General features: G+C 61.7%; 15 protein-coding genes. 6 read left to right on the top strand and 9 right to left on the bottom strand.

The window, feature by feature from the left end; genetic code table 11:
- Positions 1–32 precede the first annotated feature (32 nt).
- The 4 genes from queE to IF204_RS17010 all read right to left on the bottom strand — a co-directional run bounded on the left by queE (position 33) and on the right by IF204_RS17010 (position 2,862).
- Positions 33–740: a 7-carboxy-7-deazaguanine synthase QueE gene (gene queE / locus IF204_RS17025; RefSeq protein WP_194098376.1), complete on the bottom strand. Its 708-nt coding sequence runs from the start codon at positions 738–740 to the stop codon at positions 33–35.
- On the bottom strand, positions 737–1,090 hold the full coding sequence (gene queD, locus IF204_RS17020) for a 6-carboxytetrahydropterin synthase QueD (RefSeq protein WP_194098375.1): 354 nt from the start codon (positions 1,088–1,090) through the stop codon (positions 737–739). The genes queE and queD overlap by 4 nt, the downstream gene beginning before the upstream one ends.
- The gene (gene queC, locus IF204_RS17015) at positions 1,090–1,791 is read right to left on the bottom strand and encodes a 7-cyano-7-deazaguanine synthase QueC (protein ID WP_194098374.1); all 702 of its coding nucleotides are present in this window, start codon (positions 1,789–1,791) and stop codon (positions 1,090–1,092) included. The genes queD and queC overlap by 1 nt, the downstream gene beginning before the upstream one ends.
- A 213-nt stretch (positions 1,792–2,004) precedes the next feature.
- Positions 2,005–2,862 carry a MurR/RpiR family transcriptional regulator gene (locus IF204_RS17010; protein WP_194098373.1) on the bottom strand — a complete coding sequence of 286 codons (858 nt, stop codon included), beginning with the start codon at positions 2,860–2,862 and terminating at the stop codon, positions 2,005–2,007.
- 142 nt (positions 2,863–3,004) lie between these two features.
- Here IF204_RS17010 and IF204_RS17005 point away from each other — a divergent pair, with 142 nt between their 5' ends.
- From IF204_RS17005 to IF204_RS16980, 6 genes are all read left to right on the top strand, one after another.
- Positions 3,005–3,964 carry a TAXI family TRAP transporter solute-binding subunit gene (locus tag IF204_RS17005; protein ID WP_194098372.1) on the top strand — a complete coding sequence of 320 codons (960 nt, stop codon included), beginning with the start codon at positions 3,005–3,007 and terminating at the stop codon, positions 3,962–3,964.
- 76 nt (positions 3,965–4,040) lie between these two features.
- The gene (locus tag IF204_RS17000; protein WP_194098371.1) at positions 4,041–6,674 is read left to right on the top strand and encodes a TRAP transporter permease; all 2,634 of its coding nucleotides are present in this window, start codon (positions 4,041–4,043) and stop codon (positions 6,672–6,674) included.
- Between the two features lie 13 nt (positions 6,675–6,687).
- Positions 6,688–7,113, top strand: coding sequence for a universal stress protein (locus IF204_RS16995; protein WP_194098370.1), 426 nt, complete (start codon positions 6,688–6,690; stop codon positions 7,111–7,113).
- Between the two features lie 3 nt (positions 7,114–7,116).
- Positions 7,117–8,442, top strand: coding sequence for an aspartate aminotransferase family protein (locus IF204_RS16990; RefSeq protein ID WP_194098369.1), 1,326 nt, complete (start codon positions 7,117–7,119; stop codon positions 8,440–8,442).
- The gene (locus tag IF204_RS16985) at positions 8,442–9,218 is read left to right on the top strand and encodes a BKACE family enzyme (RefSeq protein ID WP_194098368.1); all 777 of its coding nucleotides are present in this window, start codon (positions 8,442–8,444) and stop codon (positions 9,216–9,218) included. Before IF204_RS16990 ends, IF204_RS16985 begins: the two co-directional genes overlap by 1 nt.
- Before the next feature lie 11 nt (positions 9,219–9,229).
- Positions 9,230–10,834, top strand: a complete 1,605-nt coding sequence (locus IF204_RS16980) for an FMN-binding glutamate synthase family protein (RefSeq protein WP_194098367.1) — start codon at positions 9,230–9,232, stop codon at positions 10,832–10,834.
- A 36-nt stretch (positions 10,835–10,870) separates the two neighbouring features.
- On the opposite strand, the gene IF204_RS16975 is transcribed toward IF204_RS16980, so the two are convergent.
- From IF204_RS16975 to pcaC, 5 genes are read right to left on the bottom strand one after another with little or no spacing between them, the layout of a single operon-like run.
- Entirely contained in the window at positions 10,871–12,226 is a 1,356-nt protein-coding gene (locus IF204_RS16975) for a TRAP transporter large permease (protein ID WP_322743306.1), read from the bottom strand.
- Entirely contained in the window at positions 12,226–12,702 is a 477-nt protein-coding gene (locus IF204_RS16970; RefSeq protein ID WP_194098366.1) for a TRAP transporter small permease, read from the bottom strand. Before IF204_RS16970 ends, IF204_RS16975 begins: the two co-directional genes overlap by 1 nt.
- Before the next feature lie 23 nt (positions 12,703–12,725).
- A complete protein-coding gene (locus tag IF204_RS16965) occupies positions 12,726–13,754 on the bottom strand; it encodes a TRAP transporter substrate-binding protein (protein WP_194098365.1) in 1,029 nt (342 codons plus the stop codon).
- 23 nt (positions 13,755–13,777) lie between these two features.
- Complete coding sequence (gene pobA / locus IF204_RS16960) at positions 13,778–14,959, bottom strand: 4-hydroxybenzoate 3-monooxygenase (RefSeq protein ID WP_194098364.1); 1,182 nt, start codon at positions 14,957–14,959, stop codon at positions 13,778–13,780.
- Entirely contained in the window at positions 14,956–15,333 is a 378-nt protein-coding gene (pcaC, locus tag IF204_RS16955; protein WP_167639087.1) for a 4-carboxymuconolactone decarboxylase, read from the bottom strand. The genes pobA and pcaC overlap by 4 nt, the downstream gene beginning before the upstream one ends.
- Positions 15,334–15,461 lie beyond the last annotated feature (128 nt).

Here is a 15,461-nt window from a genome sequence, read left to right as displayed (position 1 = left end):
GCAGAGTACAACAGGGAATGCAGGGGCGCCCGTCAGACGCCCCGCTTGTTGCCCCACACCATCACGTGAAGCTGCGGCAGAACCCGCGCGCGGAAGAAACGGTCGGCAGTGACCTTGTCGATCAGCCATTCCAGCCGCTCGGTGGTCTGTTCCAGATCGACCGGCCTATCGGGATCGACCATCGGATTGCCCGGTTGCAGATAAAGCTGCATATCCGGATACCGCGCGGCGGCGTCCTTGGCCCACGCGTAATCGGTGTCGTCGAAAATGACGATCTTCATGCAGCGCGGCGCGTCCTTGGCGGCGGCGACACACTCGGCGAACATGTCCCAATCGACGGTCTCACCGCTCGACGGCGGCTTGGGCGACAGGACCAGCATCGACAGATCGGCAAACCACGGACGTGCGACAGAGCCTTGGGTCTCGCAGGCAAAACGATAGCCCTCGGCCTTCCCCAAAGCGATGACGCCGGTGAAATCCTGAATGGCCGGATTGCCGCCCGAGATCGACACCGTCAGCGGCACGCCGCCCGACAGGTCACGCACCTCGGACCAGACGGCCTCGTCGGTCATCGGCAGCCACGTGTGGCGATACTCGCTATCCACCGCGTGCATGGAGTCGCACCACGAACAGCGGTAATCACAGCCGCCTGTGCGGATGAACACCGTCGGCTCGCCGATCAGCGCGCCTTCGCCCTGAACGGTGGGACCAAAGATTTCGGCGATGCGCAGATTGCTCATGGCCGGAACTCTGCCCAAGTCTTCGGCGTCTCGGACACCTTCACAGCCGAGGTCTCGGGCCAGCGCGCTTTGCACCAGTCAAAGAAATGCTTGGCCATGTTTTCGGCGGTCGAGTGTCCTTCCATCACGTCGTTGAGGTGACGGTGATCGAAGGTGTCGTCGATATAGGTCTTGAGCGGCTTCAGCTCATGATAGTCCCGCACGAACCCGTCACTGTTGAGCGTGGCCGAGGCCAACTCCACGACGACGATATAGTTGTGCCCGTGCAGACGCGCGCACTGGTGATCGTCCGGCAGGTGCGTCAGCTGGTGCGAGGCAGAGAAATGGAATTCCTTGGAGATACGGAACATCAGCCCTGTCCCCGCTCTTCGACGGCCTTGATCCAGAAGTCCGGATCTTCATAGGGCGTCGGATCTTCGACGCCCGCCAGATGGAACGCTTCGCGCCGCTCGACACAGGTGCCGCAACGCCCGCAATGGATCTCACCGCCTTTGTAACAGGACCACGTCTCCGCGAACGGCGTGTTCACCTTGGCGCCTTCGGTCACGATATCCGCCTTTGAGCGACGCACGAACGGCGTGTAAAGGCTCACGTCCGCATACCCGTCCAGCGCCGCCTTCTGCATGGCATCGAACGCCTCGGTAAAGGCGGGACGGCAGTCCGGATAGATAAAGTGGTCGCCGCCATGCACAGCGGTCGCCACATGGTCGTCCCCGTTCGCCGCCGCGATGCCATAGGCAATCGTCAGCATGATGGCGTTCCGGTTCGGCACCACGGTGATACGCATGGTTTCTTCGGCATAATGCCCGTCGGGCACATCGACATCGTCGGTCAGCGCCGAGCCCGTGAGGCTCGCCCCGACAGAGCGCAAGTCGATCACATGATGCGGCACGCCCAAACGCTTGGCGCAGGCCGCAGCCGAGTCAATCTCCTTGCTATGGCGCTGGCCATAGTCGAACGAGATCAAACGGCTCAAATCTCCACTGGCGGCAACAACATGGGCCAGCGATACGGAATCCAGTCCGCCGGAGCAGACAACAGCTACTTTCATCATTTTCCCCTTGTTTTGTTGACCGGGTAGGCTGCGACCGGTGCGGCGCACATATGCCTGTCCCTGCATGAAAGCAACCCGCTTTGAAAAACCGGGCGCAGCGTTACCGCTTCATTCTGATAAAAATACCTCCGCCGGAGGCTATGGCCGCTAGGCCATACTGCAAGTCTACCCTGCCTCGCGCGTCCCGAAAGGCTGGAGCAGCCCCCAAGCTCAGTCCTTGAAGTATCCACCGTAGTGGCTGATCGCGCTTTCGAACTTCGCGACGTTTTCTGCCGCGTTCGGGCTGCGGGCGGTCATGGCGGACAAAAGGAGTTCGCAGGTGATGAACGCCGTGGTCAGCGAGGGCATCAGTTGCGGGCCGCTCATGGGGAGGCGAATGACTTTCCACGCGCCGATGGCGATGGGGGACTGGTAGCTGTCGGTCAGTGCCAGAACCCGCGCGCCTGCGTCGCGCGCGACCTGGCAGGCGCGGACGACCTCGGATGAATAGTGTTCATAGGTGATCGCAACAACGATATCGTCGGGCGTGGCGCGGCTGATCTGGTCGAGGATCGCGCCGGGCATCGCGGGGACGTGGACGAAATTGTCGAATGCCATCGCGCCCGCGTAACTAAAGTAGTGCGCAATGGAAAAGCAGCTGCGCACGCCGAGCGAATAGACTTTTTTCGCCTCCAGCAGCGGATCGACGCATTCGTCCAAGGTCGCCAGCGCCTCGCGGGTGAAAAGCGTCTCGACGTTGGTCCAGCTTGAGAACAGAGCCTCCTGCCAGATGTCCGAACCGGTCTTCTGGCTGAGCGCCTGCGCGCGGTCGCTGTATTGCGAGCGGGGGCGGTTCAAAAGCGAGCGGACGTCTTGCCGAAAGGCTTCGTATCCGTCATAGCCCAATTCTCTCGCGAGGCGTGTGACGGTGTTGGGGTTCACCTCCGCCATGGTGGCAAGCCCGCGAATCGATTGGAAAGCGACATCGTTCAGGTGATCGAGGATCCATGCCGCGAAAGAAGAGAGTGTAGGGGTGCCGTCCTCCACAACTCCTATAAGCAGCTGACGGATTTCCTTGTACTTTTCCATATCCCAGACCCCCTGATGCGTTCGTTTTGTTGCGCATTTTGCGCTTATATAAACAAAAAATAATACATTTGCATTATCTGAATGGCTTGTTATCACAAACGCATACTCATCACGAAATGATGAGCCTTCAGAGGAGAGAAACATGAAAATCACGAACATTGCGCTCGCAGGCGCTCTGGCAGTGGCAGGCGCACCGGCGTTTGCACAAGACTTCATCTCGATCGGTACCGGCGGCGTCACCGGCGTTTACTACCCGACCGGCGGCGCGATCTGCCGCATGATGGCCAAGACCCGTTCCGAGCACGGCATCCGCTGCGCCGTCGAGTCGACCGGTGGTTCGGTTTACAACGTGAACGCTGTCCGCTCGGGCGAGCTGGAATTCGGCGTTGCACAGTCGGACGTCCAGTTCAAAGCCTACAACGGCGAAGGCTCGCTCGCTGAAGCCGGTGCAAACCCGGATCTGCGTTCGGTCTTCTCGATCCACCCCGAGCCGTTCACCGTTGTTGCCCGTGCCGACGCTGGTATCGTCAACTTCGAAGACCTCAAGGGCAAGCGCGTCAACGTCGGCAACCCGGGTTCGGGCCAGCGCGACACGATGGAAGTCGTGATGAACGCTATGGGCTGGACCATGGACGACTTCGCGCTGACTTCGGAGCTTCAGGCTGCCGAGCAGTCGCAGGCACTGTGCGACAACAACATCGACGCCATGGTCTACACCGTCGGTCACCCGTCGGGTTCGATTCAGGAAGCCACCACCGCATGTGACGCAACCCTCGTGAACGTCACCGGCGATGTCATCGACGGCCTCGTGGAAGAGTTCCCCTACTACCGTACCGCCACCATTCCGGGCGGCATGTACCGTGGTAACGACGCAGACACCGAAACCTTCGGCGTTGGCGCGACCCTCGTGACCTCGGCTGCTGTTGACGAAGAAGTTGTCTACCAGCTGGTCAAGGCTGTCTTCGAAGACATCGACGGCTTCCGTTCGCTGCACCCGGCGTTCGCGAACCTCGACCCCGAGCAGATGGCAAACGACGGTCTGTCGGCTCCGCTGCACCCGGGTGCAGAGCGCTACTACCGCGAAGCCGGTCTGATCGACTAATTCACGGCTGATCGAATTTGACAGGCCGCTGCTTCTGGCGGCGGCCTGTTTTGCTAGCGTGACGGGGGCATTTTGAATGAGTGACGCAGAGACTAAACAGAACCGGACCTTCTCGGACGACGAGCTACAGGACCTCGTTGCGAGCACGGACTCGGGCGGTCGTAATCCGACCAACAGGGCGGTTGCGCTCTTTATCTCGGGCGCGGCGTTTGCCTGGTCGCTCTTCCAGCTCTGGATCGCGCAGCCGCAGCTGTGGTTCGGCGCTTGGGTTCCCGTTCTGAACTCGTCGCAGACGCGTCCCGTTCACCTCGGTTTTGCCATTCTTCTGGCTTTCCTCGCCTATCCGGCGATGAAGTCCTCCCCGCGTGATCGCGTTCCGCTGCTCGACTGGGTGTTTGCCATCGTCGGCGCGGGCTGTGCGTTCTACGTGTTCCTTTTCTCCCGCGAACTGGCGATGACCGCGCGGTCGGGTCTGCCGACCACGCCGCAGATCGTCATCGGTTCGGTGGGTATCCTGCTTCTGCTCGAAGCGTCGCGCCGCGCCTTGGGGCCTGCGCTGACCATCGTCGGGTCGATCTTCCTGCTTTATGCCTACATGGGCCAAGGCTGGCTGATCCCCGATATCATTGAGCACGCGGGTCTGTCCTTCACCGCTATCGTGAACGCGCAATGGCTTGATACCACGGGTGTGTTCGGCATTCCGCTGGGTGTGTCGACGGCGTTCGTGTTCCTCTTCGTGCTGTTCGGCGCGATCCTCGATAAGGCGGGTGCGGGTAACTACTTTATCCAGCTGGCGTTTGCGGGCCTTGGCGCGCTGCGCGGCGGTCCTGCGAAGGCGGCGGTCGTCGGCTCTGCGATGACCGGCCTGATTTCGGGCTCGTCGATTGCGAACGTTGTGACCACTGGTACCTTCACCATTCCGCTGATGAAGAAGGTCGGCTTCTCGTCCGAAAAGGCCGGCGCGGTCGAGGTTGCGTCTTCGGTCAACGGCCAGATCATGCCCCCCGTCATGGGCGCGGCGGCGTTCCTGATGGTGGAATTCGTCGGCATTTCCTACGTCGAGGTCATCAAGCACGCCTTTATTCCGGCGGTGATTTCCTACATCGCGCTGGTCTACATCGTGCACCTCGAAGCGCTGAAGCGCGATATGCCTGCGCTGGGTGCTGCGGCGAACCTCGGTAAGATGTTCCTGAAAATCGCGATCGGTTTCGTCGTGGCGGGCGCTGCCTTCTACGCGCTGATCTGGGCGGTCGGCACGCTGCAAAGCGCGGCTCCGGCGATTTCGGGCTGGATCATCATGGCGGCGATCATCGTGACCTACATTCTGATGGTCCGCACCGCTGCGCATCATCCGGACTTGACGCTGGACGATCCGAATTCGGGCAAGTTCACCCTGCCGACCGTCAAGGAAGTCTTCCCGACCGGTCTGCACTACCTGCTGCCGATCCTCGTTCTGGTCTGGTTCCTGATGGTGGAGATGCAGTCTCCGGCGAAGTCGGCATTCTACGCTGTGGCCGTGATGCTCGCGATCATCATCACCCAGCGTCCGCTCAAGGCGATGTTCCGCGGCGAGTCCGTTGGCCTCGCGTTCCGTGCGGGTCTGATCGACCTCGTGGATGGCATGATCACCGGCGCGCGCAACATGATCGGTATCGGTGTGGCGACGGCTGCGGCGGGTATCATCGTGGCGACCGTGACCAAAACCCCGATCGGCACCGAGCTTGCGGGTCTGGTGGAGATGCTTTCGGGCGGCCACCTGATGATCATGCTGCTGCTGGTGGGTGTGTTCTCGCTGATCCTCGGTATGGGTCTGCCGACCACGGCCAACTATATCGTCGTGTCGTCGCTGATGGCGTCGGTCGTCGTGCAGCTTGGCGCGCAGGAAGGTCTGATCGTTCCGCTGATCGCGGCGCACCTCTTTGTGTTCTACTTCGGCATCATGGCGGATGTGACGCCCCCCGTCGGCCTCGCCAGCTTTGCGGCGGCGGCTGTGTCGGGCGGCGATCCGATCAAGACGGGCTTTACCGCGTTCTTCTATTCGATGCGGACCGTCGCGCTGCCGTTCCTGTTCATCTACAACCCGACGCTTATTCTGTATGGCGTCGATCTGGGAACGACCGCGGGCATCCTGCAAGCGATCATGGTGTTCTGTGTGGCAACGGTTGCGATGTTGCTGTTCGCAGCGGCGACGCAGGGCTATTTCCTCGCCGCGTCGCGCAAGTGGGAAAGCGCCGCGCTGCTGCTCGTCGCGTTCACGCTGTTCGTGCCGGGGTTCTGGCTCGACCGCATCCAGCCGCGTTTCGAAGAACTGCCGCCGACCCAACTGGCGCAGGCTTTTGACGAGGCGAGCGTGGGCGACACCATCCGCTTTGTCGTCTCTGGCCCTGCGTTCATCGACGGTAGCCCGAGCGAGCTGACGCTGGTGCACACCGTCACCGAAGACGAGCCCGCGACGGGCCGCGCCGATGCGGCGGGTCTGTTCCTGATGCCGGAAGGTGACAACCTTTATATGGAAGAGCCGATGTTCGGCACGCCGTACCAGCAGCAGCTTCAGGGCTTCGACTTCTACATGGACGAGCGGGTCGAAGTGACCAGCCTGCTGCATCCGGCGGACCGTCTGCCCAAGCAGATCTTCTGGATCCCTGCAGTTCTGCTTCTGGCGCTTGTCGTGGTGATGCAGCGTCGTCGCCAGACGAAACCCGCATTCTGAGGAGGGCGCGGACATGGCTAACTCAATCCTACTCACCGTGGACCTGAGCGAAGAGGCGGCATCGCTGTCGCCTCTCAAAGAAGCGCTCCGCCTGCTGGACGACAACGGCACGATGCACATCATTGCCGTGCTGCCCGATTTCGGCATGGCGCAGGTGTCGGGGTTCTTCAAACAGGACTTCGAAAAAGATGCGCTCAAGGCGTTCGGCAACAAGCTGAAGTCCTGGGTGAACACCAACATTCCGGACGGGATCGACGTGCGTCCGCACGTCACCCACGGCACGGTCTATGACGAAATCCTCCGCGCGGCCGACAAGCTGGCGGTGGACACGATTGTCATGGGCGCGCTGCGACCGGAGTTCTCGGACTATCTGCTCGGCCCGAATGCGGCCCGCGTTGTCCGCCACGCCAAACAATCGGTTTATGTCGTAAGGAACTGACACATGACCCACATTTTCGGACGTTCAACGCGCGGCCAGTTGCCCACTGCCGTCGCGGGGGATGGCTGTTATCTGATCGATGCCTCGGGCAAGCGTTATCTGGACGGTTCGGGCGGCGCGGCTGTGTCGTGCCTCGGTCACTCCAACGCCCGCGTTCGCGCGGCCCTGCATGAGCAACTCGATCAGGTCGCGTTCGCGCACACGGGCTTTTTCACCTCCGATCCGGCGGAGCGTCTGGCGGACCGTCTGACCGCCGCTGCGCCCGAAGGCATCGACCGCGTCTATCTGGTGTCAGGCGGCTCCGAAGCTGTCGAGGCGGCGATCAAGCTGGCCCGTCAGTACTTTATGGAGATCGGCGAGCCCCAGCGTCACCGCGTTATTGCCCGCCGTCAGAGCTACCACGGCAATACGCTTGGCGCGCTGGCTACCGGCGGCAATGAATGGCGCCGCGCGCAGTTCGCGCCGCTGTTGGTCGAGACCTCGCACATTTCGCCCTGCTACGAATACCGTGGCCGCGAAGACGGCGAGACGGTCGAAGCCTACGGCCTGCGCGTTGCGAACGAGCTGGAGGCAGAGATCGAACGCCTCGGCGCGGAGAGCGTCATGGCATTCGTCGCGGAGCCTGTTGTGGGCGCGACCTCGGGCGCGGTGCCTGCGGTCAAAGGCTACCTCAAGCGTATCCGCGAGATTTGCGACAAGCACGGTATCCTGCTGATCCTCGACGAGGTTATGTGCGGCATGGGCCGGACGGGTTATCTGTTCGCGTGTCAGGAAGACGGCATTTCACCCGATATGATCACCATCGCAAAGGGCCTCGGCGCGGGATACCAGCCGATTGGTGCGCTGATGGTGCAGGGCAAAATCTACGACGCGATTGCGAGCGGGTCGGGCTTTTTCCAGCACGGTCATACTTACATGGGTCACGCGATGGCGGCGGCTGCGGCGAATGCCGTGCTGTCGGAAATTGAAGAAAACGACCTTCTGGCGCGCGTCCGAACGCAGGGCGAAAAGCTGCAAGCGGCGCTGGAGGCCGAATTCGGCCAGCACCCGCATGTGGGCGACATCCGTGGTCGCGGCCTGTTCCGCGGGGTGGAGTTCGTGGCCGACCGCGACACGAAGGAACCGTTCGACCCGGCGCGCAAACTGAACGCCAAGATCAAGAAGAACGCCTTTGACGCGGGCCTCGTCTGCTACCCGATGGGCGGCACCATCGACGGGGTGCGCGGAGACCACGTTCTGCTTGCGCCGCCGTTCATCATCGAAGACGCGCAGATCGACGAGCTTGTCTCCAAGCTGTCGGGCGCAGTTGAAAAGGCACTGGCCGAATAATGCGACCCCTTCCGCAAATCATGGTCGCGCCCAATGGGGCGCGGCTGACGACCAAAGACCACTCCGCCGTTCCGGTGACGATTGCCAAGACGGTGGCCTGTGCGGTTGCCTGCAAAGAAGCGGGCGCCGACGGCATCCACGCCCATGTCCGCGACGCGGGCCAGCAGCACGTTCTGGACGCAGGTGCGTATCGCGAGCTGATCGCGGAGACCAAGCAGAAGCTGCCCGATTTCTACGTGCAGATCACGACCGAGGCCGTGGGGCGCTACACCCCCGAAGAGCAGCGCCAGCTGGTTGCCGATGTCGACGCCGAAGCCGTCAGTATTGCCGTGCGCGAGATGATCGTCGGGCAGGATGACAAGGTGCTGCGCCGTTTCTACCACGACACCCATGCGGCAGGGACGGCTGTGCAGCATATCCTCTATGACGCGGGGGACGTGCATAAGCTGGCGGATATGGTGGCCGACGGGATCGTGCCGTCCGACCATCTGCAAGCGCTGATCGTTCTGGGCCGCTATGCGCCGGGGCAACGGTCGACGCCGTCGGACCTCGGCAAGCCTGCGAATTTACTCCTGACCATGTTGCCCTACGTTGATTGGGCGGTCTGCGCGTTCGGCGCAGAGGAAACCGACTGTCTTCTCGCAGCGCGCAAGATGGGCGGCAAAGCCCGCATCGGATTTGAAAATAACCGGATCAACCGCGATCTGACCTGCGCCAAGGACAACGCCGAGCGTGTCAGGGAACTGGTCGCCTCGCTTCCGGAAGAAAAAGCATAAAGGAGCCCGCTATGTTGGCCCGTTATCTGGTATTTGCGATCACTGTCGTGATTACCATCGTCTGTTTCGCGTTCCCCGTCTGGCACGATTGGTCCTACGCGATCGGGTCGCTCAGCGGGATCTTCATGCTGGTGGGCATCTACGACATGCTCCAGTCGCGGCACGCGGTGCTGCGCAACTATCCCGTCATTGGTCACTTCCGGTACCTGTTCGAAACCATCCGCCCCGAGATCCGCCAGTATCTGATCGAAGGCGATGACGAAGAGGTGCCGTTTAGCCGCGAAGCGCGGGCGATCGTGTATCAGCGCGCCAAGGACGTCGAGGACAAGCGGCCATTTGGCACGAAGAAGCGCGTCTACGATTCCGGCTATCAGTGGATGACGCACTCGATCAAACCCAAGAAGATCGCGGACTCCGACTTCCGCGTTCTGATTGGCGGTAATGATTGTGCGAAGCCTTACTCCGCGTCGATCTACAACATCTCGGCCATGAGCTTTGGCGCGCTGTCGGCCAACGCCATCTCCGCGCTGAACAAGGGCGCGAAGATCGGCGGGTTCGCGCATGACACGGGCGAGGGCGGGATCAGCCGTTATCACCGTGAAGGCGGCGGCGATCTGATTTTCGAGATCGGCACGGGCTACTTCGGCTGCCGCACCCACGACGGTCGTTTCGATCCCGAAAAGTTCGCGGCGCTGGCTGCGGACGATCAGGTGAAGATGATCGAACTCAAGCTGTCCCAAGGCGCGAAACCGGGGCAGGGCGGTATGCTGCCCGCCGCGAAGATCACGCCAGAGATTGCTGAAGCGCGTGACATCCCCGCAAACGAGGATTGCCATTCGCCCGCCAGCCATTCGGCCTTCGATACGCCGCTGGAGATGATGGACTTCATCCAGCAGCTTCGCGATCTGTCGAAGGGCAAGCCCGTGGGCTTCAAGCTGTGCATCGGGCACCGCCGTGAGTTCATGTGCATCGTCCGCGCCATGCTGGAGACGGGGATCACGCCCGACTTCATCGTGATCGACGGTAAGGAAGGCGGCACGGGGGCGGCTCCGCTGGAATTCACGAACCACATGGGGATGCCGCTGGTCGAGGGTCTGACCTTTGCCCACAATACCCTGCGCGGCGTGGGTCTGCGCGACCGTATCCGCATCGGTGCGAGCGGCAAGCTGGTGCAGTCCTTCGACATCGCCCGCACGCTGGCGCTGGGGGCGGACTGGTGTAACTCGGCTCGCGGGTTCATGTTCTCGGTCGGGTGCATTCAGGCGCAGGCTTGCCACACGAACCACTGTCCGACGGGCGTTGCAACGCAGGACGAATGGCGCCAGCGCGCGCTGAACGTGCCGGACAAAGCGCAGCGCGTGGCGAATTTCCACCGCAACACCATGAAGGCGCTGGCCGATATCACCGGCGCTGCGGGCCTCAGCCATCCGGGTGAATTTCTGCCGCGTCACCTGATGATGCGCGAGAAAGACCGCGATATGGTCACAGGCGACGACGTTTATCCGTACATGCCCGAAGGGTTCCTGCTGCGCGAGGATGACGACCGCGGCGGTTATCTGCAACGGTGGCGGCGGGCTGCGTCAAACGACTTCCGCCCCTTCGACGATGGTATCTAAGAAAAGAAGGCCCGCTGGAATAGCGGGCCTTTTCAGTTAGTTGCCCAACAGGGCAGGGAGACCGAGCGTCAACGCCGGAAAGGCGATCAGGAGAGCGACGCGAACGAGTTCAGACGCAAAGAACGGCATGACGCCTTTGAAGGTCGTCAACATAGGTACGTTCTTGGCCATGGCAGAGATCACAAAGACGTTCATGCCGACGGGCGGTGTGATGAGCCCGAGCTCCACCACCACTAGGGCCAAGATGCCGAACCAGACCTTCAGATCCATCGTAGACATCCCGTAGCCCGCGCCCTCCGCCATCTGGTAATCGCCGCCGTTCATCGCGACGAGCACCGGCCAGAAGAACGGGAGGACGAGCAGGATCATGGACATGGAGTCCATCAGGCAGCCCAGCAGAACCAGCGCGAAAAGAAGGATCATCATGATCATCATCGGCGACAGGCCCGAGTTCACCGCGATATCGGCAGCGGCTTGGGGCACGCCCGCGCGGGACATGAAGATCTTCAGCAGTTCGGCCCCCAGCAGGATCAGGTAGATCATACCCGTGGTGCCTGCCGTTTCCTTGATCGACGAGGCCAGCGTGGAGAGGTTCATCTGCTTGCGGATCAGGCCGTAAATGAACACCGCGAACACACCGATCGCTGCGGCAGGGGTCGGGTTGTAGAGGCCGGCATAGATGCCGCCGATCACGATGCCGAACACCACAAGCACAGGGATCACGCCGCGGGTCGCGGCCCAGAACTCTGCCTTATCGGACGCGCCGTGGGCAGGGCCGGAGCCAGGAACGAGGCGGACATAGATCGCGATGGTCGCGATGAACAGGGCCACGGCCAGCAGACCGGGGATCAGCGCCGCCATGAACATGGTGACGATATTGGCCTCGACCAGCACGGCATAGATCACGAGGATCACCGATGGCGGAATGAGGATGCCGAGCACGCCGCCTGCTGCGACCGAACCGGTGGCAAGCGCAGGGGAGTAGTTGTAGCGCTCCAGCTCGGGCAGGGCGACTTTGCCCATCGTGGATGCAGTCGCCAGCGACGAGCCGCAGACCGCGCCGAAGCCTGCACAAGCCGCAATCGCAGCCATCGCAGTGCCGCCGCGCATCCAGCCGAACCACGCGTTTGCTGCGCGGAAGAGGTCTCGGGACAGGCCGGTTTTCGTGGCGAGCGCGCCCATCAGGACGAACATCGGCACCACGGTCAGGTCGTAGATCGAGAACTGGCCGTAGCCGAGCGTTTTCAGCTGCGAGAAAAGGATCTTGTAGCCGCTGATCGAAACCGTGCCGACAGCGCCCACGATAATCATGGAGTATGCGATCGGCATACGAAGGGCGATCAGGCCGATCAGGACCGCAAGTCCGATCAGGCCGAGAGTAATTGGTTCCATCAGGAAGCTCCGAAAAGGTCTTCGGCAGTGGTGATGACGGCTGCGATAAACAGCAGCGCCAGCGACACGAGGATCGGCACATACGGCCACCAGAGCGGAACGCTCAAGATGGTCGAGGAATAGTTGTATTCCTTCGTGTCGAGCATCCCGTACGTCATCCGCCAGAGCAGAAGCGCGGCGAAGCCGAGCGCGACCAGCGATGCGATCCCGTTGAGGATGTTCACAAACCGCGGGTTCATGTTCGAGGTAAAGATGTCGGCGGTCACGTTGTGGCGGTGGAGCTGACAGAACGGCAGGAACATGAAGGCCGCCGCAGCAACCATCATTTCAGTGAGTTCGACGTCTCCCGCAAAGGGCAGCCCGATCAGGCTGCCCACTGTGGTCCACACGTTGACCAGCACGATCACCGCGAGGACGAGCCCCCCCATCAGGGCCCAACCGTCGATCACCTTGCGACCAAGTGCGAAAATTTTCATGCGAAAGTTCCCGTGGTTCGATGTTATTCGGCGTGCGAGGCGATGGCCGCGCGTGCCGCTTCGACCAGACCGTTGCCGTCAAGACCGGCGCCGTTGGCTTCTTCGATCCAGCGATCGACGACACCGTTCATCGGCTCCTCAAAGGCAGCGTATTCTTCTGCCGAAAGGGTCACGTGGGTGTTGCCTGCTTCGGTCGCCATGTTGATGCCGAAGTCATCGGCGCCGCGCCAGATGCCGCCGACTTCGGTCAGCCACTCTTCGTTCGAAGCCTGACGGAACGCGTCCTGAATATCGGCGGGGAGCGACTCCCAGACGTCCTTGTTCATCGAAACCTGGAAGATCGACGTGCCGAAACGGGTCATGTCCGGACCTTCGATCTGGTAGTCGGTCTGTTCCTGAAGCTGGAGCGCGGGGATGATTTCCCAAGGGATCAGCGCGCCTTCGACGACCTTTTTGGAGAGCGCCTGCGGCAGTTCCGGAACCGGCATCGCAACCGGCGACGCGCCGAGAGCTTCGATCACCCATGCGCCGGTGCGGCTCGGGGTGCGGAGTTTCAGACCTTCGAGGTCAGCGGGGCTGCGCACGTCGGCGTCGACCATGTGGAGCGCGTTACCTGCGTGGGCTTGCAGGAACATCACTTCGAGGCCCTTGTATTCTTCGGCCAGATATTCGTCGAACATCTCGCGCATGGCGAGGTTCGCTGCGGTCGGGTCGTTCACGAAAACGGTCGGAAGTTCAAAGACTTCGGTGCGCGGGAACAGGCCCGGCGTGTAGCCGTTGAGGGTCCAGATCAGATCGACAACGCCGTCGCGTGCCTGCTGAACGAGTTCCGGCGGACGACCACCAAGGGTCATCGACGGGTAAACCTCGATATCGACGCGGCCTTCGGTCAGTTCCTCGACGCGCTCGGCCCACGGAACCAGCATCTGCTGGTGAGCCGGCGAACGTTCGCTGAGGAAGTGGTGCAGTTTGAGGCTGTAGTCCTGCGCAACTGCGGGCAGTGCGATAACGGTGAGCGCGGTGGCGGCGCCGAGAAGTGCTTTCAGTTTCATGTTTTCCTCCCTTGGGGTTCTTATCAGTAGGGTAGCCCTACGTAGTTTTCTGCCAGACTCTTGCGGGCAGTTTCCGAGCGGGCGAGGTATTCGAACTCGGCCCTTTGCATCCGTTTCTCGAAGTCTCCCTGATCGGGGAAATCGTGGAGGATGGACGTCATCCACCATGAGAAACGCTCACATTTCCAAACGCGGGACAGCGCGGTGTCGGAATACCCGTCGATGCCTGCGGTGTTGTTGTCCTTGATAGCCTGCTCCAGCGCGCGATGCAGGTAATAAACGTCGCCGATGGCGAGGTTCAGGCCCTTCGCACCCGTCGGCGGCACGATGTGCGCCGCGTCACCCGCAAGGAACAGGGAGCCGTAGCGCATCGGCTCGGACACGAACGAACGGAGCGGAGCGATGGACATCTCCAGCACTTCGCCTTCTGTCACGAGGTTTCCGGCAACATCGGCGGGGATGCGGCGCTTGAGTTCGTCCCAGAAACGGTCCGGCGACCAGTCCTCGACCTTTTCGGTCAGCGGTACCTGCACGTAATAGCGGCTGATCTCGTCCGAGCGCATGGAGCACAGCGCGAAACCGCGATCATGGGTGGCGTAGATCAGCTCTTCGGTCGCGGGCGGGGTGCGCGACAGCATTCCCAGCCAGCCGAAGGGATATTCGCGGATGAATTCCTTGCGGTGCGTGTCGGGGATCGCCTTGCGGGCGGGCCCGTGGAAGCCATCGCATCCGGCGACAAAGCGGCATTCGATGCGGTGTTCCTGACCGTCCTTATGGTAGACGACAACGGGGCTGTCCGTCTCCGCGCCTTCGATGCGTTGGACCTCGGCCTCATGGATCACCTGACCGCCGCGCGCTTCGCGGGCATCGTAAAGGTCGTGGGTGATTTCGGTCTGACCGTAGACCGTCACCGGCGTTCCGGTCAGCGCCTTAAGGTCGATGTGTAGGCGTTCGTCGTGCCAGCTCAGTTCGACGCCGTCGTGGGTCTGGCCTTCGCGGGCCATGCGGTCCCCGACACCTGCGTCCTGAAGCAGTTTCACCGACCCCGCTTCGAGCACGCCAGCGCGGATGCGGCCCAGCACGTATTCGCGGCTTTTGCGTTCAATAACAATGCTGTCGATGCCATTCAGATCGAGCAGTTGCGATAGCAGAAGGCCCGAAGGCCCGCCGCCGATGATGGCAACCTGAGTGCGGGTTGTCGTCATTCCGCTTCCATTTCCTGATAGGTCTGCTTGGCCAGTTTCAGCGCGTGATTGGCGCGCGGAACACCGGCGTAGATCGCGACGTGCTGGAGCGCCTCGGCCACGTCTGTCTTAGTCGCACCCGTGCGGGCGGTGGCGCGGATGTGCATCGGGATTTCTTCGTGATTGCCCGTCGCGGCGAGCAGCGCGATCGTGATCATGGACCGTTCGCGGTCGGTGATGCCATCGGAGGCCCAAACGGTGCCCCACGCGCCTTCGGTGATCAGATCCTGAAACGGTTTGTCCAGTTCGGTCGTGCAAGCTTCGGCCCGGTCGACATGCGCATCGCCAAGGATGCGGCGGCGCGTTTGTTGTCCGGTTTCGAAATGATCAGCCACGGGTCGGTCCTCTTAATTTACGTATGGGGAGGGCCGACGACAATGCGCATATCTGCGACTTTCGTCTCGTTTTCTCCCCCTTTCGTATTGGTGACATAAGAAAATGACTTGTTAAAATTCATTCTCGT

It is taken from the genome of Marivivens aquimaris (assembly GCF_015220045.1).
Classification (GTDB): Bacteria; Pseudomonadota; Alphaproteobacteria; order Rhodobacterales; family Rhodobacteraceae; genus Marivivens; species Marivivens aquimaris.
This window is presented reverse-complemented; position numbering and strand designations above follow the sequence as displayed.